The following is a 22556-nucleotide window of genomic DNA, read 5'->3' on the forward strand; positions in this document are numbered from 1 at the left end:
CGTCACAGACTTCGACCATGCGCCGTTACAAAAAGCCAATCTTGACCTCTGGTCCGCGCAGAATGCAGTCGACCGGTTCATGGATGAAGCGCAGGACGTTTACACGTTCGCCAAACCGTTACTCACCGACGCACTGCAAAAAAAATTCAACGTCGATGTCGATGTCACCCGCACGTTCCTGCATCTGTACTTACCCAAAGCACGCCCGTGGTATGTCTTCGACGTCTCCGGCGGTGTTGTTACCCGAACCGTCTCATTGCTGGACGCCGCCCTGCACAACTTCGCACGTCACGAAACCTGCGAACCGGACTCGGTCTTCATCAGCCAGCCCGACGCACGCGGGCACTTCGACGTCCTGCCGATCAAACACAAAATGTCCATTGCCCAGTTCCAGAACCTCTGCCGCGAACTGGACATCGGCGCGCGCTACACGAAATACCTCGAAGAACAGTTGCTGCCCAGTGACGGCCTCGCCCGAGGTTTATTGAAGTTAAAAATCGTCGAGAGCGAGAAAGCCGCGTTCAAAGCCGCCGCCCAATTGGCGGTTCTGAAGGGCGACATCGACGCCGAGGCCAGTGACCTGATCCTGAAAATGCTTGATGGCCAGCGCAACCTCACCCGTAAAGGCCGGGTGATGCAATTTGCCGAACTGTCGATTCTCGACAGCCCGCTGAGCGCAATCGTGTTGATCACACCCAGGCCGGAACAACACATCCGTGAGGTGACGCCGGTGATTGTTTACGTCCCGCAGGACCCTGAGCACCCACTGAAAGAGTACCCCTCGACCGTCGCGTTCATGAATGAACTGACGCGCCAGCTGCGCGACAACAACGTCGTTTCATCCACCGGCATGACCTATCAGCAGTACTTCAGTCGGTTCGTCGATCAATCGGAGCGCGGGCATTTTTTCGGCGGGCTGCAGCAGCGTCTGTTCGAGGTGAAATGGCATCAGAAAGCGCCGCTGGAGCAGGGCCCGAGCTGGCGGGAGGTGCCGGTCGACAACCCCAATCTGCATTTCAAGGCGGCACCGATCCAAGGCGAACTCTGGGAATACCTCTTTCAGCAGAAGCTCAACAAGGTGCTGAACGACGCTCGACACATTGCCGTGTCCACCGCCGATAGCGATAGCAATGCCCGATGGGCTTGGTGGGAAAACTTCAAGAAAATAGTCTCGGACATCTTCAACGTCGCGCTGATGGTCGTCACGCCGTTCGTTCCGGGGCTGGGTGAATTGATGATGGTCTACACGGCGTATCAGATGGCCAGTGACGTCATCGAAGGCATCGTCGATATGACCCTGGGGCTGTGGACCGAAGCTGCCGAACACATCATCGGCGTGGTGACTGACGTCATTCAGTTGGTGGCGTTCGCCGCCGGGGTGAAGATTGGCAACGTTGCGCGCCTGAAGCTTTCGCCGCTGATCGAAGGCATGAAACCGGTGGCTCTGCCCAATGGCGAACCACGGCTTTGGCATCCCGATCTCAAGCCTTATGAGAGGCCGGATGTAAAACTGCCCGCTAAAGCGAAACCTGACGCATTGGGTCTCCATGCCCACGAAGGCCAGGACATTTTGCCGCTGGATGACAAACACTATGCCGTGCAAAAAGATCCGCAAACCGGCAACTACCGCGTCCAGCACCCGCACCGCGACAACGCCTATTTACCCGAGTTGAAACATAACGGCCAGGGCGCCTGGACCCACGAAGCCGAGAACCCGCGAGCGTGGCAGCGCCCGACATTGATGCGTCGCCTCGGCCATTCCGTGGACGGCTTCAGCGACGCAGAACTGGACCATGTGCGCATCGCCAGCGGCACCGACGACGCTGCGCTGCGCCGGATGTACGTCGACAACACGACCCCGCCACCGCTACTGGACGACAGCCTCACACGCTTGAAAATCCAGCGCCAGACACGCGAGGCCATTGAACGGATTCGAACCGGTCAACCTCTGGATCCTGCCTCCTGGTGGTTTGAACCCCTGGCGACTTATCTGGACGGCTGGCCTGTGGATAAAGCCCTGAAGGTTTACGAAGACGCCGACATGACGGGGCGCTTTCGCCAGTACGGCAATCCCGAGGCGAGCGAGGCGCAGACACTGTCCACCAGCCAGTCGCAGCTCATGAGCGAGCAATTTGCGCCGAGGCTTGTCGAGTTTCTCAGTGAAGAAGAGCTGCAAGCGATGCTCGGTCGGTCAACCGCCAAAAGTGAACAGGTGCAAGCCCTGCGCAATCGACTGGCGGACGAAGCCAATCGATTGAACGCAGACATCGTCAATCAGCTTTACCAAGGTGCAGAAGCGTCCGACGACCCGCAGGTCCGACTCATTCGCCAGACATTCCCCGAGCTGCCGACCCGCGCGGCACAGACGCTGCTGAACAGTTCCGACGCGGCCGACCTCACGCGCATGACCCAGGAACGACGCCTGCCGTTGAGCCTAAAGAGCCGCGCCCGTGAAGCCGCCTTCGAAGCCCGGACCAACCATGCGTACGAGGGCTTTCATGACGGCGCGCAGTGGGTGGCGCAAACCGAAAGCCTGGTGCTGAATGCGCTCAGGATTCATACCGACACCTTCGCGCAATTGCGTATCGAGGTGCGTGAAGGCAACGATGCCGGACCACTGCGCGGCAGCGTGGGGGCACATGATGCGACGACGGTGCGGGTGCTGGTCAAGGACGACGCCAACCGGTTCGAAGTCTGGGACGCCGACAACCACAAACTGCACGACGCCGCTGATTTTTTCGAAGCCGTGCTCACGGCGTTACCGAAAAACAAACAGGCGCAGTTGGGTTATCGGCCAGGCCAGGGGGCGTTTTTCAAGCAATGGGTCATGGCCAGGACCGATACTCCGGCCGAACGCCGCACCGCACTCGCCGCCCCGCCGATCCGCCCGATGGCGAACCACGAAGACATGATGCTGCTCCGCGGTCCCGGCTTCTCCATCACTGCCGCCACGCTCACCGAACGGGTGCAGGATGTGTACCCGCACTTCAACGAACGAGAGGTCGACACCTTCGTTCGATCCCTGGGTTCGCCAGAACAAGGACGTCAGACGCTGACGAGGCTGGATCGAGAGCTCGATGACCTGCGCGTGATACTCAATCGGTGGCAATTCCAGCGACCGGAGACATGGGGGCCTGATCGACAAGGGTTCGTACGCGGTGGAGGACAGCACATTGCCGAACGGCTCATCGATTGTTTCAAAAGAAAATCCACCGTTTTCGGTGAGCGCAGTACCACGGTCGACGGCGGTTATGCGCTGGACCTGTCCGTAGAGTTCGATGTGCCCGACCTCGAACGCTGGTGGAAGGAACTGCCGCCGGATATCAAACATTACGTCGATCAGATCAGCACCCTGAATCTGGATCGCACCCACTTTTCCGAAACCTCTTCCGGCCTGTTGGGCGAATTCCCACACCTTCGTCAACTGAGCGCCCGCAACTGCGGGTTGACGCGACTTCCCGAGACCATCGGCAAGATGCACCACCTGCGGACGTTGCGGCTGATGAACAATGACATCACGTTGACGCCGTCGGCCGTCGAGCAACTGCGAAACCTGACTCACCTGGAAACCATCAGGCTCGATGACAACACGCGGCTGGGCAATCTTCCGAACGTCGGACGCATGCCCAAACTGAGAATCCTGAGTTTGAGCAACACAGGGGCAACCACCTGGCCCGATGGCCTGTTCGGGCCCTTCAGCAAACGTCGACCACGGGGCTTCTATCTGGATTTGCAGGAGAACCCGATCAGCGTCATTCCAACGGTCGTGCCAGGCTCGGAGGAGGCCTTCCTCGTGGCGCGGACCCGCTTGTTTCCAAAGAGACTTTCGCAGGAAAACCAGATCACGTTCAAAGCCTATCGGCGTTCGGTCGGCATTGCTCCCGACCAGCCCTATGTCGATGCGGCCGCCAACACGATGCACCAATGGCCGACGAAGGACGACTCTGTCTGGTGGAGTCCCGAGGTCGGAGGGCTGGGTACTTTCCGCGAGGACGCCTGGCACGATCTGATGACCGAGCCTGGCTCCGAAGATTTCTTTGCCTTGATCCAGAAACAGACACTCTCCGCCGATTACCGCGCCGGCGGTGAATTGCGCCAACAACTCAGCAGCCGGGTATGGCGCATGGTCGAGGCCATCGACCTGGACACTCCGTTACGCAACGAACTGTTCGAAATGGCCAAGGCGCCCACCACCTGCGCCGATGCCGGGGCCCAAGTGTTCAACCACATGGGCATCAAGGTGCTCGCCTCCGAAGCCTACGCCTTGTCGACGTCCAACGCCGTCCTCGAAAACAAACTGGTGAACCTGGCAAAAGGTGCCGCTCGCCTCGCCCGCGTGGATGACATCGCCCGTGCGGATTTCGGCGGCCGTGAAGGCACTCCCGATGAGGTGGAGGTTTACCTCGCCTACGAAACCGGCCTGGCTCAACGCCTCGGCTTGCCGTGGCAATCGGAGTCGATGCTGCATCGCCCCTTGGCCCGCGTGAGCGCCAAGACCCTCGACACGGCTTTCGATACAGTGATGGCGATGGAGGCCGGCGACGGTTTGATCAACGACATGCTCGAACAGCCGTTCTGGGAGAAATACCTGCGTGACACTTACCCGAACGAGTTCAGGCGCAATGCCCGACTGTACGAGAGCAAGAGCGATTTGCTGGACGAGTTGCGTGAAGTACAACATACCTGGGCCAACTCAAAAGGCCTGGAGATTGCACAGCGACGAGCCCTCAAACAACGTCTGCAAGACCTCGCCCGCCGCCTGGATGTCGATGACAGTGTGGTGCTCACCGATGAAGACATGAGTGATGAGGTCTACTTCCGACTGCTTCACGACATGGGCTACGAAGAAAAAGAGCTGAGCAGAAAACTGACCCGCGCAGCGCTGCAGAAAGCCGCAGAGCAATAATCGGCAACCCCTGATGCATCGGACGATGCATCAGGGTTCATGCCTTAACCCACTTCGGAATCCCAGACCACTGTGACATTGCCCGAGTAAGATCTGGCGGTACCGGGCTTGAGCATTTCGTCGACTTCGTCCTTCGCGACCTCGAAATGCAGCGTTCCAGGCTTGCGATCGACATAAAAGCGTGGCTGGAACAACTCGGTGCCACTGCCGTCGCGCCGCAACGGCCGGTGACTGACCGGTTGCGCGGCGGCATCCACCAGGCCATTGGGCAGGGTCACGCTGACGTCTAGCGGCACGACATGTCCTGAAACCGGATCACGCACCGCGCAGCGATTGCCATCCAGGCTGTACTGACAGTCCAGATTCATTTTGAAGCGACTTGACGATGACACATTGAATGTCTGATCCCGGAACAGCCGTGTCGGCTTGCGCCCCTGTGTCAGCCAGGCTTGCCAGCCACCCTTCGGGACCAATTCGACGCGATTGCCGCCCGGTGGAATCTCCACTTTGAGCGCATGTTCGACACTTAGAGTGAAATTAAGGCTTATCAAATCGTCATCGGGCAACATGATATCGCCCATATCAAAATCGCCAAGAGGACCCACGACATAATTCAAAACACCCCTGTAAGTTCCCGTCGACATCTGCAAGGGATTGGGCGTTGCCAGCTCGTATGAAAAGCTCATATTTTCATAGGCAAAACCATAGTCTTGCGTTATCGGCAACTGAGCTTGCTTCGAACAAACACCTCCATCCGCCGGGATCCTCCAGAAAAAAGCGAAATAATAGGCGTTGCCGTAGCTCGTTCCGCCCTTGACACAGGGTGGCGACGGCCATCCCCAGTGGTCGATCCAGGTGCTAGAGTCAAGAGGTGTCTTGATTGTATAGGCCGCCCCGATTCCGCTGAAACGCATTCTGACCGTCGCAGACTCACCCGTTTCATCATGAATGACCGTCGTGTCCTTCCATGAGGACGGAAGCCGAAACATAGGCCCCTGGCGTTCTTCGTGCAAAGCCTGAATGGGCGCTACAGCCCTGAACCGGATCGGCACCCCAATACTGAAGACACCAGGCCCACAGTACGTTGGGTGCTCTTTGCAATGACCACCTTGCGGTGTGGTGTTCTCGAAAGCATTACGCATGGGGTTTGCCGGATCAGGTCGAAACACGGCACTCATTTCCAGGGTGACTGCGAAAGCCGAACCCGTAGCTCCAACAATCAAGCTCACCAGGGCAAACAAGATTAACGATCGCAATCGTTTGGATGATTTCATCAATACGAACTCCACCGTCCCATTAGAACCATGCCAGCACTTTCCCGGCATAAACATACGAAAACATCTGCTGCGACAAAACCAAACATCTATGCCCCCGGCAACACTGCGTTGAAAAGCAAGTTGACGCTGCCGAAATAACTGCCCGGCTTATAAACCCCATCGACAGGCGGCACCGGCGCGATCTCCAGCAACACACGTTTACCCGGCGCGGCCTCGCTCATCGACACCACCTCGCTACTCTCCAGTTCGCTCAGCAACTTGCCGTTGAACAGCACGCGCAATCCAATGTCATCGGCCGCGGTCCCGTTGGACAGGTAAGGCCGGCCCTCAAGCCGGGCTTCGATGGAGCCGGCTTCATTCTTCACATCGAAATACTTGCGCAAGCCGCCCAGGGTCGAGGTCGCCAGATTCCACGGCAACCGCTGCTCGCGGTGAATCCAGCCGGGGTCTGCGGGAATGACGTAGAACGCCTGGTTCGGAATCGTCACGAACACGTCGAAGTGGTGCACTTCGCGGGCAGCAAACGCTGAATGGCAGGCCACTGCCGACACCATCAGAACCATCAGTTTTTTGAACATGGTCATCAGCCCTTCACATCGAGTTTCTTGCTGCTCTCGCCTTCAACCAGTGTGAAGCGATACTCGCGACCGGCTTGTTTTTCGAACTGAAAACTGCGGCCCGCGAGGATGTGATGCTTGGTGGTCGGCATACACTCCTGCTCGTTCTTGACTGAGCAATCCTTGAACTCATCGATCACCACCACGGTGTTGCCGTCGTTGCGGATGCGGTAATCCTTCGCGCCGTTCTCGATCATGCTGGCGTAACGCGTGTCCTTGGGCCGGACGAAAAACACCGCGCCATACCCGGCCAGCACCGTGACCCCGGCGGACAGGGTCTTCTTGTATTCCTCACGCTCTTCGCCAGAGACTGCGAACTCGTCTTCTTTCTCCGGCACCACCGGCACGAAACGCACGCGGAAATAGCGCTCGCGGTCGCGCTCGCCCATGTACAGCAACCGGGTGCCTTGCATGCCACTGGCAGGCACGATCAGCCGCGCCGGGCTGGCCATCAAGCCGTCCCGGGCGCTGCCGTCGGCACTGGATTTGAGCGGTACTTCCTGCGACTTTCCGTCAGCGTCGTAAAGGATTTCCAGGATGTTGACCTTGACGAAAGCGGTGCTGTCGCCGCCATTGAAGACACGTTTCAAATAGGTACTTTTATCACCGTCCAGGTAGTCGTAAACCGTGCCGATATTGATGCTCGGCCCGGCGTGTGCCGTCTGCGTGAACAAACAAAAACCAATCAGTGCCAACCGACGTTTCATCGTCATTTACCTCGTAGATAAAGTGCGTATTGCCGGGCATCAGCCTGCCGTCGGCGTCTGTGTCGTTGCGTCCGCCAACGTATCCGGCGTGCAACGCAGGTCGCCGATCATCAGCACATTGTTTTCCGTGCGGCCACGGCTCGGGTCGAGCCGGAACTGGCACAGCAACTGGTTGCCGTGGCGCACTTCCAGGGTCGGTGAACCGGCGTTCATTTCCATGGAGAAGAAGCCGTCCACTTCACTGACCCCGCGGCTGGCGTGGTTGATGATGTGGTGGCCTTTGAGCGGACTGCCCTGGAAATCCACCAGGCGACCGAGCACGGTGAGGGTTTTCATCACGCGAACCTGGCGATACTCGACGCCGCCCTTGTTCAGGTGATAGCTGGAACGGGCCGGCTGGATGGTCGCGGCCGGCACGTGATTGCCCTCGAAATCGAAACTGACCGAGCTGCTTTTGTAGGCGGTGATCGGCACGAAATTGCGCCCCGGTCTGAGCACTGCGCTGCCACCGCTCAAATCGTCGGCACGCAGGGCAATGTCGTCGATGTCCGATTCGACATCGATGATCATGCCCGCACCGTTGCGGTGGTACTGGCTGGTCACGACCATTTTTTGCCCGCCGACGGCGACGGTGCTGTCGAGGTTCAAACCACCGGTGAAGTCGTTGTTGAATGAGGAGCGCTGGATAAAACCATCAGCGTTGACCCGCTCCGATTGCATCGTCGCCATCGCGTTCATACCGATGCCATAGGTGTCGGTGATGGCCGTGGCGGAAACGCTTTGCAGCAGGTGATCCTGCAAGTCTTTGCGGTAGGTGACCGAGGCATTGTTATCGCGTCCGCCGTCGCGATCGGTGCGGGTGCCAATGCTGCCGGAGATCTGTTCGCCCGGCCCGCCCAGGGCGATGTTGACGCTCAGGTCGACGCCACGATTGCGGTCATTGCCCGAGCTGAAACTGCCCGGCCTGTCGAACAGCGACAAGCGCCAGTTGGCGTCGCTGCCGAACAATCGGCTTCGCTGGCTCCACCCCAGATCCACGCCGACGCCTTCGGTGTTGCCCTCGCTGTGGGACACCCTGGCATTGACCGAGCTTTTGCTGGTGAGCCGATGGTTCAGCGACAACGACGAGTTGCTGGTCTGGCCGATAAACACGTTGCGCTGTCGTACTCGCGTGCCGTCCGGCAGCGTGTCGTAGAGCCGGGTCGTGTCGAGCCAGCTGCGGTTGTGGCTGGCGACGATGCTGCCGCTGCCGTAGGAATAAAGCCCCTGCACGTCGAAACCGGTGCCGTGGTCCTCGGTCTTGTAGACGTTGGCATAGACGCTGGCATTGTTGACGACGGCCCAATCGACCGAGGTGCCATATTGCAGGCTGTCACGCACCTGTCGACCTGACAGGCCGAGGATGACTCGCGGGTGCAGCAGAAAGTTGAAGGCGGCACCGGCCGTCATGTCGCCGTCGTTCTGATCGTCCCAGTTGCTGAGAAATTTGGATTCACGCCCGGCGAACAGGTTGTAGCGCCATTGCTCGTCGTGGTTGCGCCAATTGTTCGGTTTGTAGACCAGTTCCTGGGTGCTGGAGGTGATCTGGCCGTCTTCGATCAGGCGCACTTCCACTTCATAGATACCGCCGGGCAACGGCCGCGTGTCGAGGGTTTGCAGGCCTGCGGGCATCGCCTGCGTATTGATCAGCAAACCGTCGCGGTAAATCTCCACCGAGCCCTGGCGATTGGCGGTGACGTAGATCGGGTAGACCGCCGGCGTCGGCTGATTGATGGCCAGGCTGTCGGAGCTGCCGTACATCACACCCAGCGCCGTGTCGGGACTCGCGCCGAAGGAGCGCGGCTGGCGAGTCAGCCCTTCGGAGGTGGGGGTGAAATAGCCCAGGCGCACAAAGCTGCCTTCCAGCTCACGCTGGGTATAGAGCTCATGCACGGCGTGATAGGTCTGGTTATCCACACCACCCAGTCGCGACAGTTGCAGGTTCACCGCTTGAGTCCAGTTACCGAGGCTGCTGCTGGCTTCAAGACCATAGCGCCCGCCAAGGTCCTGGTTTTGCCCGCCGTTGAGGTTCAATTGGTTGCGCAGGATCAACCCGCTGCTGCCGCCTTCGGGCTGGTTGTAATAACGCTGGACCTGATCGTCGCGCTCGGCGTTTTCCGTGAGGATCGACACCAGCGAGTTTTCCAGGCTGTAGTGCACGGCCAATAGCGACTCGGGGCATTTCGCCTCGCAGTTGCCCAGCGCCACGCCTTGCTTCAAATAGCTAGACCAGGTGTCGCGTTCACTGGCTTTGATCGTGCTGTCGCTGACATCGGTGAAGTCAACGAGGGTGATGCGGTCGTCGCGGGTCAACACGACCATCGCCTCCCCCAGAAATTGTTGATCAAGTTCCACGCGCACCGCCAACGGTACATCGAAGAAGTGTTCTTCGAACTCGCTCGGTAAACCCTTGGCCTGCGCCAGCAAACTTCGAGGTGTATGGCCGTTATCCGCTGGCGCGGCCAGGGCAGTTGCGCAAAAACACAAGGCAAGCGCCGTCGCGATGGGAGTCATCGGGAACATGAATGAAATACTCTGTGGATAAAGACGGTGAAACCCGATCGACAGGGACTACGGCCCTATCGATCGGTGAGCGTTATCAAGCAAGAACTTGCTGACAGAACGCTGTCATTCAGATGCGCGGAATGGCATCAAACATGACGACGGGGTTGGCGGTGTAAATACCCACCTGATTGTTGCCCGGCTTTTCTGCAGTAATCACCAGGTCGGCGCGCATGCCACCGTTGGACTCGACGTCGCCGACCACTTCCTTCGAATCGGCAGTCAGTACGGTGCCGTTGAAGGTGTAGGTCAGCGGAATGTTCAAGCTCGCATTACCGTTGAACAGCGGCGTCGGGCCGCCGACGACGTATGCGCCCACCGAGCCGTTGGTGTGCTGGATATCGTAGGTGCCACGGACCTCCGACAGGGTGCCGGCGCCAATTTGGTACTGCATTCTTTCGTCTTTACCGAAGTTCAGGTCCACGGGTTGAGCGTGAAACACTTTGCTCGGGATTTCCGCAGTGATGTTGATGGAGGTGCGCGATTCATCCGCAGCGAACGCCATCGAAGAACTCAGGGCCAGGAGGGTCATCGGAACGGCGATTGCAAACTTCTTGAACATTGTTTAGTACCTGTCTTTTTCAAAGGATTGGTCCGTGGAAAGCGTGAATCGTCCCTATTGCCGGTTTAAATAGTGGCAATTTGGCTCAACTTTCGACGAGGAGAATGATCGGCCAATTACTTGAGAAAGTAAGTACGCAACTTCCGAAGAACATGTAGTAACAACCGCCCGCGACCCAGTAGAAAAAACCCGAAAAATCAATAATTAAACCGTTCACCCGACAGAAACATACTACAAACAGTTTTAACAAAAAAAGCACACAGTCAAACTAAATACAGTCTCTGTAAGACAAAGACTACTTAGGTCTAATTATTAATAATCACTCTCTGTTAGTTACGCATAATTAGATCAAACACTCTAAAACAGCAAGCTGCAAAACGCCTTTTTCCCGCCCCGCACTGAAATCCGCCACGACGTCCTTCGGCGACGACCGTTGGTCCCTTTCGCTTGCCCTCTCGATAAGATATATCTTAAGTTGTATCTAAACACGACAGAGAGAAGGAAAAATGAGAGACCATCATTCCCCCCACCGCGAACACGGTGACGGCCGCGACGGCTTCGAGAAACGCCCCGGTCGCGAACGCGGCGGTCGCGGCCCACGGGTGTTTGCCCCCGGCGATCTGAAATTGCTGCTGCTGGCGCTCATTGCCGAACAGCCCTGCCATGGCTACGACTTGATCCGCCAGATCGAAGGCATGTTCGACGGCGCCTACAGCCCCAGCCCCGGCGTGATCTACCCGACCCTGACCTTTCTGGAAGAAAGCGAAATGATCCAGGGCGATGCCGAAGGCGGAAAAAAACGCTACAGCGTGACCGACGCCGGTCGTCTGTCTTTAAGTGAGCAAGCGGTTGCACTGGACGGCGTGCGGATGCGCATCGATGTCAGCAAGCGCTCATTGCGCGGCCATGACCGTCCGCCCGAGATCCACGAAGCGGTGCATAACCTGCGTCACGCGTTGCAACTGCACCACGGTCGCTGGAGCGCAGAAGAAATCATTCGGGTCGCCGCCCTGCTCAACAACACAGCCAAAGCCATCGTCGACGGCCCCTTGGTTCAACCCGCTCAGGAGAAAGCTGAATGACTGAAGTGATCGAGCACACCATTCACCGCGTGATGCATGAAATCAAACGCCGTCGCCTGCAAGTGTTGCGCGTGGTTGACCTGACCCCGCGCATGCGCCGGATTACCCTGGGTGGGCCTGAGCTGGCAGGTTTCATCAGCCTCGGCACAGACGACCACGTCAAACTGCTGTTCCCGCAGAACGCGGCAGAACAAGCGGCGCTGGAGACCCTGGTGCTCGGTGCCGGTAAGGACAACGGCCCGATGCCGGCGATGCGCGACTACACGCCGCGTCGCTACGACCTCGACACGCTGGAACTGGACATCGATTTCGTGTTGCACGGCGACGGCCCTGCTTCGACCTGGGCGGAACAGGCCAAACCGGGACAGTTCCTGCACATTGGCGGGCCACGGGGATCGATGATCGTGCCGGACATGTTCGACAGCTATTTGCTGATCGGTGACGAGACGGCGATCCCCGCGATTGCGCGGCGCCTGGAGGGTTTGGCGGCCAATCGCCAGGCGCTGGTGATCATTGAAGTGGAGAACGGCGCGGAACAGCAAAAGCTCGAAAGCCCGGCGCAGGTCAATGTGATCTGGGTGTTGCGCGAGGGTGGCAAGAACAACTTGCTGACCACCGTGAAACAGCTGCAAGTGCCCAGCGGCAATCTATACGCGTGGGTGGCGACCGAGACCAAAGTGTCGCGGCAGATTCGTCGGGTGCTGCTGGACGAGCACGGGCTGAACGAGCAGTTCGTCAAAGCCGTCGGCTATTGGCGCCTGGACGACACCGACGAGGAATAAACACAGACCTTGTAGGAGCCGGCTTGCCGGCGATGGGGCCCTTGAATCTTGTATCGATCTCGAGGCCGCCATCGCCGGCAAACGGAACGCCGCCCGGCCGCTCCTACAGGTCCGTGTGACTCAGCCGCCACCGATCCAGCGCGATCACCAACAACGCAATAACCACAAACCCCGCCAACAATCCTCCTGCATTCGCAAACACCTGTGGATAACCCAGCTTGTCGACATCAATGAACGGATAGGGATAAACCGCCAGCAGATGCCCGCGCAGCAGCGCGTAAGCGAAGTACAGCAACGGGTAAATCACCCACAACGCAATGTGCCGCAGACGCAGGGTGCCTTTGGGCACACACAACCACCACCAGGCCAGAAACAGCAACGGCATGACGTCGTGCATCAGCTCATCGGCCAGCCATTGCCAGCCTTCGGGATGCCACAGATGGCGCAACAGAATGTTGTAGGCAAGGCCGACCACGGCGATGCTCACGGCAACCCCGCTGCTCACCCACGGCTGCAAAAACCAGCGTCGCGCAGCCGACTCGCGGGACGTCAGCGCGCAGGTCAGCACGGTCGCCACCAGCGTGTTGCTGAGCACGGTGAAGTAGCTGAAAAAACTCACCAGCCCGCCCAGCAGACTGGCGCCCAGCGTCCAGCGCGAATAGAAAATCAGGTACAGCTGAATGCTCAATCCCGCCCAGCCGAGGACAGCAGCCACGGCCACAAAACGACGGCGCACGGCAGGTTGCATGATCATGCTCAGAGCGGTCGCTTGGTACGCATCAACTTGACGTACAAGCGTTCGACCTTCTCCCGCGCCCACGGGGTCTTGCGCAGGAAGGTCAGGCTCGACTTGATGCTCGGATCACTCTTGAAGCAGCGGACATCGATGCGCTCGGCCAGCCCCGACCATTCGTAATGTTCAACCAGCGCGTTGAGGATCTGCTCCAGTGTCACGCCATGCAGCGGGTTGTTGTTCTGTTCGGTCATGCCGGGCCTTCGAGCGATAGATGAATTGGAAGCCGCGCACCTTAGCCGAGGGCCGCCTTGGGGGAAAGGCGTCTGTGCGCTATCTGCTAAATGTAGGTCAAAGGTAACGGATCATCTGAACGCAATTCATTGTAGGAGCCGGCTTGCTGGCGATGGCGGTGTGTCAATCAACATTGATATTGCCTGACAGACCGCTATCGCCAGCAAGCCGGCTCCTACAGGTCGCGGTGATCTGTGGACTGTTACCGAATCAACAAAAATTCATCTCGGCAAAAGGCCTTTCTCTATTTGTAACAGAACATTATCCTTACGCCCGAACCTGCTGAAACGCTTCCGCTAACCGCTTCGCCCCTCACTCCCCAGAAAAAGATCAAGAATTTCTCCTCTATGCCTTATGTTCAATTTTTGCGAGACAGCGCTGTCTGCATGCCTGTTTCCCAGCGAAAAGCCCTTAACCTGATCAGCGGATTCACCGCGCTGGGCCTCGCCACCTGCGTTCAGGCCGCCCCGGCCTTCGATAGCGAATCGCCGTGGATGCTCGGCGACTGGAACGGTACGCGCACCGAACTTTCGGAAAAAGGCTACGACTTCAAAGTCGATTACACCGGTGAAATGGGCAGCAATCTGCACGGCGGCTACGACCATGATCGCACCGCGCGCTACAGCGATCAGTTCGGCCTCGGCACGCATCTCGATCTGCAGAAGATCCTCGGTTGGGACGACGCTGAATTTCAGCTGACCATCACCGAACGTAACGGCAACAACATCAGCAACGACCGGATCAACGATCCGCGGGTCGGCGGTTTCACTTCAGCGCAAGAAGTCTGGGGTCGCGGGCAAACCTGGCGCCTGACGCAGATGTGGTATCAGCAGAAATTCTTCGATCAGAAGCTCGACATCAAGGTCGGCCGTTTCGGCGAAGGCGAAGATTTCAACAGTTTCCCCTGCGACTTCCAGAACCTGGCGTTCTGCGGCTCCCAGGTCGGTAACTGGGTCGGGGGCATCTGGTACAACTGGCCGGTCAGCCAGTGGGCGATGCGGGTCAAATATCACCTGACGCCAGAGCTGTACGCGCAGGTCGGCGCGTATGAGCAGAACCCGTCGAACCTCGATCGCGGCAATGGTTTCAAGCTCAGCGGCAGCGGCACCCAAGGCGCAATTTTGCCGGTGGAGCTGGTGTGGACGCCGAAGCTCAACGGCCTGCCGGGCGAATACCGCGCCGGTTACTACTATAGCAACGCCAACGCTACCGATGCCTACAAGGACAGCAATGGCCAGCCCGCCGCCTTGAGTGGCGAGGCCTACCGCAGCGCGTCGAGCAAACACGGCGTCTGGCTGGGTGTGCAGCAGCAGATCACCAGCCGCGCCAGCGACAACTCCCGTGGCCTGAGCGTGTTCGCCAACGGCACGATGCACGACAAGAAGACCAACGCCATCGACAACTATGTCCAGGCGGGCGTCGTCTACAAAGGCTTGTTCGATGCGCGCGCCAAGGACGACATCGGTTTCGCCCTCGCCCGTGTTCACGTCAACCCGGCCTATCGCAAAAATGCAGAGGCGAGCAATCAGGCCCACGCGGTCTCCGACTTCGACGATCCGTCCTTCCTGCCGCCGCAGGACACCGAATACAGCGCCGAACTCTATTACGGGGTGCACGTCACCAACTGGCTGACCGTGCGCCCGAACCTGCAATACATCCGCCACCCCGGTGGCGTGGACAAGGTCGATGACGCGCTGATTGGCGGGATCAAGATCCAGTCGCAGTTCTAACAAACACCGCAAACCCTTGTAGGAGCCGGCTTGCCGGCGATGGCGGTGTATCAGCCAAACAGATGTCGACTGACACACCGCTATCGCCGGCAAGCCGGCTCCTACAGGGACCGCATCAGCCGAACTTCTTTATATGAACCCTGCCCGCGCCAGATCGTCATCTACAGTGAACTTGCGCGGGACTACTTGAAACGTCACGGAGAACCACACTATGAGCACTGATGGTGCTTTGAGTCGAAGCCGTCTATTGCCGACCCTGCTCGGCATTCTGCTTCTGCTAATGGGCCTGGCCATGCTGGCTGGGGGGATCAAGCTGAGCATGCTCGGCGGCTCGCTGTATTACCTGCTGGCCGGTATCGGCCTGGCGCTGACCGGCGTGTTGCTGATCCTTGCCCGCCGCGCAGCCTTGGGGCTTTACGCGCTGGTGCTGTTTGCCAGTACCGTTTGGGCCTTGTGGGAAGTCGGCCTCGACTGGTGGCAACTGGTGCCACGTCTGGCAATGTTGTTTGCGCTGGGCATCGTCATGTTGCTGCCGTGGTTCCGTCGTCCGCTGCTGCGCGAAGGCGCTGCACCGAAAGGCACCGGCGCACTGAGCGTGGCCGTGGTGCTCGCAGGCTTGGCCGCACTGGCCAGCCAATTCACCAACCCTGGTGAAATCAAAGGCCAACTGGACCGCGACAGCGTGCCGGGCATGACCAACACCGCCCCGGCCATGCCCGACGGTGATTGGAACTCCTACGGCCGCAGTGCCCACGGTGATCGTTATTCGCCACTGGCACAGATCACTCCGCAGAACGTCAACAAGCTCGTTCCGGCCTGGACCTACCGCACCGGCGACCTGCCGGGGCCGAACGATCCGGGTGAAACCACCGCTGAAAACACTCCGCTGAAAGCCAACGGCATGCTCTATGTGTGTACGCCGCACAGCCAGGTGATCGCACTGGACCCGGACACCGGCAAGGAAATCTGGCGTTTCGATCCGAAGCTCTCCACGCAAAACGCGGCGAACTTCAAGGGTTGGGCGCACATGACCTGCCGTGGCGTGACGTATCACGATGACACGGCTTACGCCTCCGAGCAGAGCCCGACCGGCAGCGCCAGCGCGCCTGTCGCCAGCGTCTGCCCACGCCGGATCTTCCTGCCGACCGCCGACACCCGCCTGATCGCCCTGAACGCCGACACCGGCAAGATGTGCGAAGACTTCGGCGACAAAGGCCAGGTCGACCTGCGCGCCAACATCGGTGGTTTCACCGCCGGCGGCTACTACTCCACCTCGCCTCCAGCGGTCACCAAGGACCTGGTGGTGATTGGCGGCCACGTCACCGACAACGTCTCCACCGACGAGCCGAGCGGCGTGATCCGCGCGTTCGACGTGCACACCGGCAAACTGGTGTGGAACTGGGACAGCGGCAACCCGGACGACACCACGCCGATTGCCGAAGGCAAGGTCTACACCCGCAACTCGCCGAACATGTGGTCCATGTTCGCCGTCGACGAAAAACTCGGCATGCTGTACCTGCCGATGGGCAACCAGACGCCGGACCAGTTCGGTGGCGCTCGCACCCCGGAATCGGAACTGCACGCCGCCGGCCTGACCGCCCTCGACATCGGCACCGGCAAAGTGCGCTGGCACTTCCAGTTCACCCACCATGACCTGTGGGACATGGACGTCGGTGGCCAGCCAACCCTGATGGACCTGAAAACCGCAGACGGCGTGAAGCCGGCGGTACTCGCGTCCACCAAGCAAGGCAGCATCTACGTACTGGACCGCAGCACCGGCCAGGCGATTGTGCCGATCAACGAAGTGCCGGTTCCGCAAGGCGCTGTCGAAGGTGATCACACCTCGCCGACCCAACCGAAATCCGACCTCAACCTCATGCCGCCGCCGCTGCAAGAGCGCGACATGTGGGGCGTGACGCCGTTCGACCAACTGATCTGCCGGATCGACTTCAAATCCATGCGCTACGACGGCCCGTTCACCCCGCCGTCGCTGCAGGGTTCGATCGTGTATCCAGGCAACTTCGGCGTGTTCGACTGGGGCGGCATCTCGGTTGACCCGGTGCGTCAGATCGCTTTCGTGAACCCGAGCTACATGGCGTTCAAATCGAAACTGATCCCGGCCGCCGAAATCGCAGCCCAAGGCCCGCGTAAAAGCGAAACCGAAGGCGTGCAGCCCAACAAAGGCGCGCCGTACGGCGTAGTCCTCGAAGCATTGCTGTCGCCAATGGGCCTGCCGTGCCAGGCGCCGGCATGGGGTTATGTAGCGGCGGTTGACCTGACCACCGCCAAAGTCCTGTGGAAACACAAGAACGGCACCGTGCGCGACAGCTCGCCGGTTCCGATCCCGCTGAGCATGGGCGTGCCTAGCCTGGGCGGCACCTTCACCACCGCCGGTGGCGTTGGCTTCCTGAGCGGCACCCTCGACCAGTACCTGCGAGCCTACGACGTGAAAAACGGCAAGCAACTGTGGGAAGGTCGCCTGCCTGCGGGCGCGCAAACCACACCGATGACCTACACCGGCAAGGACGGCAAGCAATACGTGCTCGTCGTGGCGGGCGGTCATGGATCGCTGGGCACCAAGCAAGGTGACTATGTGATTGCGTACAAACTGTCCGAATAAGTTTTAGCGGCAGTTAAAGCAAAGGCGACTCCCGTGAGGGGGTCGCCTTTTTTTGTGATCCCTTGTAGGAGCCGGCTTGCCGGCGATGGCGGTTCAACATTCAACGTTGATGTTGGCTGACAGGACGCTATCGCTGGCAAGCCAGCTCCTACAGGGTTTGCGTGTTGATCTATAAATTTGTGGGCAACAAAAAACCCGCCGTAGCGGGTTTTTCATTACAGCGGTCAGCGGATCAGAAATCCTCCAGCCGCCACACTTCATAAGCCGGTGTCTCGTAGGGGTGGCTCTGTTTCAAAGCCGCCACCACCGAACGGATCAACTCATCCGCCACCACCAGCTCAACTTTCCATTCCTCAACCTGTTCGACCTGCCCTGCTTCGCCAATGAACGGCTGACTGCCCTCCATTGGACGAAACTGACCCAGGCCCAACACCTGCCATGCGCAGTGCTCGTAAGCACCGATTCGCCCGCCACCGGCAGCGAACACAGCGCTTTTGACCACTTCGACATGACTGGTCGGAACAAAGAAGCTGAGCTTGTACACGGCGCTTAGTTCACCCACACGCGAGCGTTACGGAACATGCGCATCCATGGCGCGTCTTCGTTCCAGTCTTCCGAACGCCACGAGTTCTGCACGGCGCGGAACACACGTTCCGGGTGCGGCATCATGATCGTCACGCGACCGTCGCGGCTGGTCAAACCGGTGATCCCGCGCGGCGAGCCGTTCGGGTTGGCCGGGTACTTCTCGGTGACCTTGCCATGGTTGTCGACGAAACGCATCGCCACGCAACCCGACAGATCGGCTTCCAGCAACGCTTCTTCACTGGAGAACTCGGCATGACCTTCGCCGTGTGCGATGGCGATCGGCATGCGCGAACCGGCCATGCCTTGCAGGAAGATCGAGTTCGACTCCTGGACCTGAACCATCGCCACACGGGCTTCGAACTGCTCGGAACGGTTACGCACGAAGTGCGGCCAGAACTCGCTGCCCGGGATCAGCTCGTGCAGATTGGACATCATCTGGCAACCGTTGCACACGCCAAGGGTGAAGCTGTCGCTACGTTCGAAGAAACCCTGGAACGCATCGCGGGCGCGGCTGTTGAACAGCGCGGACTTGGCCCAGCCTTCACCGGCGCCCAGTACGTCGCCGTAGGAGAAACCGCCGCAAGCGACCATGCCCTTGAAGTCGTTCAGGTCGACACGGCCGGCCAGAATGTCGCTCATGTGCACGTCGATTGCGTTGAAACCGGCGCGGTCGAACGCGGCCGCCATTTCCACCTGACCGTTGACGCCCTGCTCACGCAGCACGGCAACCTGTGGGCGGATGTTTTTCTTGATGTAAGGCGCGGCGACGTCCTGGTTGACGTCGTAGCTCAGCTTGACGCTCAGGCCCGGGTTGTCTTCTTCCAGCAGCACGTCGAACTCTTGCTCGGCGCAGTCGGCGTTGTCACGCAGACGCTGGATCTGGTAGCTGGTTTCAGCCCATGTACGCTGCAGCAGACGACGCTGACCTTCGAACACGGTTTCGCCGTTGAAGGTGATGCTGATCTCGCCGTTGTTCATCGGCTGACCGATCACCGACACGCACTCGCCCAGACCGGCAGCACTGAACTGCGCGAGGATGTCCGGAGTCGCGTCCTGGCGAACCTGGATCACGGCGCCCAGTTCTTCGTTGAACAGGATCGCTGCGATGTCGGCGGAGGTTTCCGCCAGACCGTCGAGGTTCAGGCTCAGGCCGCAGTGACCGGCGAAGGCCATTTCCACGGCGCTGGTCAGCAGACCACCGTCGGAACGGTCGTGGTAGGCCAGCAGGTGACCGTCGGCGTTCAGGCCCTGGATCACTGCGAAGAAGGCTTTCAGGTCTTCGGCATCATCGACGTCCGGCGCTTGCGAGCCGAGCTTGCCGTGAACCTGGGCCAGGATCGAGGCGCCCATGCGGTTCTGGCCACGGCCCAGATCGATCAGGATCAGGTCGGTGGTGCCCTTGTCCATGCGCAGTTCCGGGGTCAGGGTCTGACGGATGTCAGCCACTGGCGCGAAACCGGTCACGATCAGGGACATTGGCGAGGTGACGGTCTTGTCTTCGCCGTTGTCGCTCCAGCGCGTGGCCATGGACATGGAGTCCTTGCCCACCGGAATGGTGATGCCCAGCTCAGGGCACAGTTCCATGCCGACCGCTTTCACGGTGTCGTACAGACGCGCGTCTTCACCCGGGTGACCGGCAGCGGACATCCAGTTCGCCGACAGCTTGATGTCGGAGATCTTGTTGATGCGCGAAGCGGCGATGTTGGTCAGGGTTTCGCCGATGGCCATGCGGCCCGACGCCGGAGCGTCCAGCAGAGCCAGCGGAGTGCGCTCGCCCATGGCCATGGCTTCACCGGTGTAGACGTCGAAGCTGGTGGCGGTGACGGCAACGTCGGCCACCGGAACCTGCCACGGGCCGACCATTTGGTCACGGGCCACGAGGCCGGTGATGGTGCGGTCGCCGATGGTGATCAGGAAGCTTTTGCTCGCCACGGCCGGGTGATGCAGAACGCGCTCGACGCAGTCTGCAATCTCAAGGGTCGACGGATCGAAATCGTCGCCCAGCTCGTTTTCACGAACGGCCGAACGGTGCATGCGCGGGGCTTTGCCCAGCAGCACTTCCAGTGGCATGTCCACCGGGCTGTTGCCGAAGTGGCTGTCGGTGACGGTCAGTTGCGGCTCGGCAGTGGCTTCGCCGACCACGGCGAACGGGCAACGCTCGCGCTCGCAGATCGCCTGGAAGCGTTCGAAGTCAGCAGGGCCAACCGCCAGAACGTAGCGTTCCTGGGATTCGTTACTCCAGATTTCGTGCGGGGCCATGCCCGGCTCGTCGTTTGGAATGTTGCGCAGTTCGAAGCGGCCACCACGGTTGCCGTCGTTGACCAGTTCCGGGAAGGCGTTGGACAGACCGCCCGCACCCACGTCGTGGATGAAGCTGATCGGGTTCTTGTCACCCAGTTGCCAGCAACGGTCGATGACTTCCTGGCAGCGACGTTCCATTTCCGGGTTTTCGCGCTGTACGGACGCGAAGTCCAGGTCAGCCGAGCTGGTGCCGGTGGCCATGGAGGAAGCAGCGCCGCCGCCCAGACCGATCAACATCGCCGGGCCGCCGAGCACGATCAGCTTGGAGCCGACGGTGATCTCGCCTTTCTGTACGTGTTCGGCACGGATGTTACCCATGCCGCCGGCCAGCATGATCGGCTTGTGGTAACCGCGAACTTCGTCGCCACGCGGAGTGGTGATCGATTGTTCGAAGGTACGGAAGTAACCGGTCAGGGCCGGACGACCGAATTCGTTGTTGAACGCGGCGCCACCCAGTGGGCCTTCGATCATGATGTCCAGCGCGGTGACGATGCGCTCAGGCTTGCCGTACGGCACTTCCCACGGCTGTTCGAAGCCAGGGATCTGCAGGTTCGACACGGTGAAACCGGTCAGGCCGGCCTTTGGCTTGGCGCCACGACCGGTAGCGCCTTCGTCGCGGATCTCGCCACCGGAACCGGTGGACGCACCCGGGAACGGGGCAATCGCGGTCGGGTGGTTGTGCGTTTCGACTTTCATCAAAATGTGCACCGGCTCCTGTACCGCGCCGTACTGGCGGGTTTCAGGGTCCGGGAAGAAACGGCCGGCGACATTACCGACGATCACCGAAGCGTTGTCCTTATAAGCGGACAGAACGCCTTCGCTGTGCATCTGGTAAGTGTTTTTGATCATGCCGAACAGGCTTTTTTCCTGGCTCTGACCGTCGATGTCCCAACTGGCGTTGAAGATCTTGTGACGGCAGTGCTCGGAGTTCGCCTGGGCGAACATCATCAGTTCGATGTCGTGCGGGTTGCGCTTCAAACCAACGAAGGCGTTGACCAGGTAGTCGATCTCGTCTTCGGCCAGGGCCAGGCCCAGCTCGGTGTTGGCTTTTTCCAGCGCGGCGCGGCCGCCACCCAACACGTCGATCGCGGTCAGCGGCTTCGGTTCGGCGTGGCTGAACAGGCCGGCGGCCTGTTCAAGGTTGGCGAGGACGATCTGGGTCATGCGGTCATGCAGCACATCGGAGATCAGCTGCGCTTCGGCGTCGCTGAACTGGCCGGCGACGTAGAACGCGATACCGCGCTCCAGGCGCTGGATCTTGCTCAGGCCGCAATTGCGAGCGATGTCGCTGGCCTTGCTGGACCACGGCGAGATGGTGCCGAAACGCGGCAACACCAGGAACAGGCGACCGGTCGGTTCTTGAACCGGTACGCTTGGACCGTACTTCAGAAGGCGCGCGAGCACCTGCTGTTCGTCGCCGGTCAGGACGCCGGTAACTTCGGCGAAGTGAGCGAATTCAGCATACAAGCCGCTGACAGCCGAAACCTTCTGGCTCAGTTGCTCAAGGAGTTTGCTGTGGCGAAAGGCAGAAAGGGCAGGAGCGCCGCGCAGGATCAACATCTTCGGGACAGCCTCGGGAAGGGGTGTGCTTTGAGGCCGTGCATTCTAGCCTAAACCGCCCGCGACATCACCCGAAACGGTACGGGCGGCGTCACCCGGACGTCGGGCCGGGTATCCGGACCTGAAACAGCGGTCGGCCAGGTGTTATTTTTTGTGTCACAAAAAGCCATTCGAGCCCATTCCTGCGGGCTCCAGAGCG

General features: G+C 59.8%; 14 protein-coding genes. 5 read left to right on the plus strand and 9 right to left on the minus strand.

Annotated elements, in window-relative coordinates:
• Window positions 1-79 precede the first annotated feature (79 nt).
• Entirely contained in the window at window positions 80-4906 is a 4827-nt protein-coding gene (locus tag IB246_RS12810; RefSeq protein ID WP_332841061.1) for an NEL-type E3 ubiquitin ligase domain-containing protein, read from the plus strand.
• A 44-nt stretch (window positions 4907-4950) separates the two neighbouring features.
• Here the strand turns inward: IB246_RS12810 and IB246_RS12815 are convergent, their stop codons facing one another.
• The 5 genes from IB246_RS12815 to IB246_RS12835 form a co-directional block, all read right to left on the minus strand.
• Window positions 4951-6180 (minus strand): hypothetical protein, encoded by a 1230-nt coding sequence (locus IB246_RS12815; RefSeq protein ID WP_032832805.1) that lies wholly within the window; start codon window positions 6178-6180, stop codon window positions 4951-4953.
• A gap of 89 nt (window positions 6181-6269) precedes the next feature.
• Window positions 6270-6761, minus strand: a complete 492-nt coding sequence (locus IB246_RS12820; protein ID WP_008043445.1) for a CS1 type fimbrial major subunit — start codon at window positions 6759-6761, stop codon at window positions 6270-6272.
• Window positions 6762-6766: 5 nt separating this feature from the next.
• Window positions 6767-7507, minus strand: coding sequence for a hypothetical protein (locus tag IB246_RS12825; RefSeq protein ID WP_008043444.1), 741 nt, complete (start codon window positions 7505-7507; stop codon window positions 6767-6769).
• 39 nt (window positions 7508-7546) lie between these two features.
• A complete protein-coding gene (locus IB246_RS12830; protein WP_192230046.1) occupies window positions 7547-10069 on the minus strand; it encodes a CS1-pili formation C-terminal domain-containing protein in 2523 nt (840 codons plus the stop codon).
• Window positions 10070-10178: 109 nt separating this feature from the next.
• Entirely contained in the window at window positions 10179-10670 is a 492-nt protein-coding gene (locus tag IB246_RS12835) for a CS1 type fimbrial major subunit (RefSeq protein ID WP_008043263.1), read from the minus strand.
• Window positions 10671-11176: 506 nt separating this feature from the next.
• Between IB246_RS12835 and IB246_RS12840 the strand changes: the two genes are divergently transcribed.
• Window positions 11177-11752: a PadR family transcriptional regulator gene (locus IB246_RS12840; protein ID WP_008026701.1), complete on the plus strand. Its 576-nt coding sequence runs from the start codon at window positions 11177-11179 to the stop codon at window positions 11750-11752.
• Window positions 11749-12534, plus strand: a complete 786-nt coding sequence (locus IB246_RS12845; RefSeq protein WP_008043265.1) for a siderophore-interacting protein — start codon at window positions 11749-11751, stop codon at window positions 12532-12534. The genes IB246_RS12840 and IB246_RS12845 overlap by 4 nt, the downstream gene beginning before the upstream one ends.
• A 103-nt stretch (window positions 12535-12637) precedes the next feature.
• On the opposite strand, the gene IB246_RS12850 is transcribed toward IB246_RS12845, so the two are convergent.
• Together IB246_RS12850 and IB246_RS12855 are read right to left on the minus strand one after the other, a co-directional pair.
• Window positions 12638-13288: a Pr6Pr family membrane protein gene (locus IB246_RS12850; protein WP_032832785.1), complete on the minus strand. Its 651-nt coding sequence runs from the start codon at window positions 13286-13288 to the stop codon at window positions 12638-12640.
• A 2-nt stretch (window positions 13289-13290) separates the two neighbouring features.
• The gene (locus tag IB246_RS12855; protein WP_008043269.1) at window positions 13291-13521 is read right to left on the minus strand and encodes a VF530 family DNA-binding protein; all 231 of its coding nucleotides are present in this window, start codon (window positions 13519-13521) and stop codon (window positions 13291-13293) included.
• 387 nt (window positions 13522-13908) lie between these two features.
• Here IB246_RS12855 and IB246_RS12860 point away from each other — a divergent pair, with 387 nt between their 5' ends.
• On the plus strand, window positions 13909-15291 hold the full coding sequence (locus IB246_RS12860; RefSeq protein ID WP_032832786.1) for a carbohydrate porin: 1383 nt from the start codon (window positions 13909-13911) through the stop codon (window positions 15289-15291).
• Window positions 15292-15502: 211 nt separating this feature from the next.
• The gene (locus IB246_RS12865; RefSeq protein WP_008042488.1) at window positions 15503-17911 is read left to right on the plus strand and encodes a glucose/quinate/shikimate family membrane-bound PQQ-dependent dehydrogenase; all 2409 of its coding nucleotides are present in this window, start codon (window positions 15503-15505) and stop codon (window positions 17909-17911) included.
• 232 nt (window positions 17912-18143) lie between these two features.
• On the opposite strand, the gene IB246_RS12870 is transcribed toward IB246_RS12865, so the two are convergent.
• Together IB246_RS12870 and purL are read right to left on the minus strand one after the other, a co-directional pair.
• The gene (locus IB246_RS12870) at window positions 18144-18455 is read right to left on the minus strand and encodes a YqfO family protein (RefSeq protein ID WP_032828634.1); all 312 of its coding nucleotides are present in this window, start codon (window positions 18453-18455) and stop codon (window positions 18144-18146) included.
• 5 nt (window positions 18456-18460) lie between these two features.
• Window positions 18461-22357 (minus strand): phosphoribosylformylglycinamidine synthase, encoded by a 3897-nt coding sequence (gene purL / locus IB246_RS12875; protein ID WP_008042487.1) that lies wholly within the window; start codon window positions 22355-22357, stop codon window positions 18461-18463.
• Window positions 22358-22556 lie beyond the last annotated feature (199 nt).

The sequence above is a fragment of the Pseudomonas sp. PDM01 genome, from assembly GCF_014852325.1.
In the GTDB taxonomy this organism is placed as follows: Bacteria; Pseudomonadota; Gammaproteobacteria; order Pseudomonadales; family Pseudomonadaceae; genus Aquipseudomonas; species Aquipseudomonas migulae.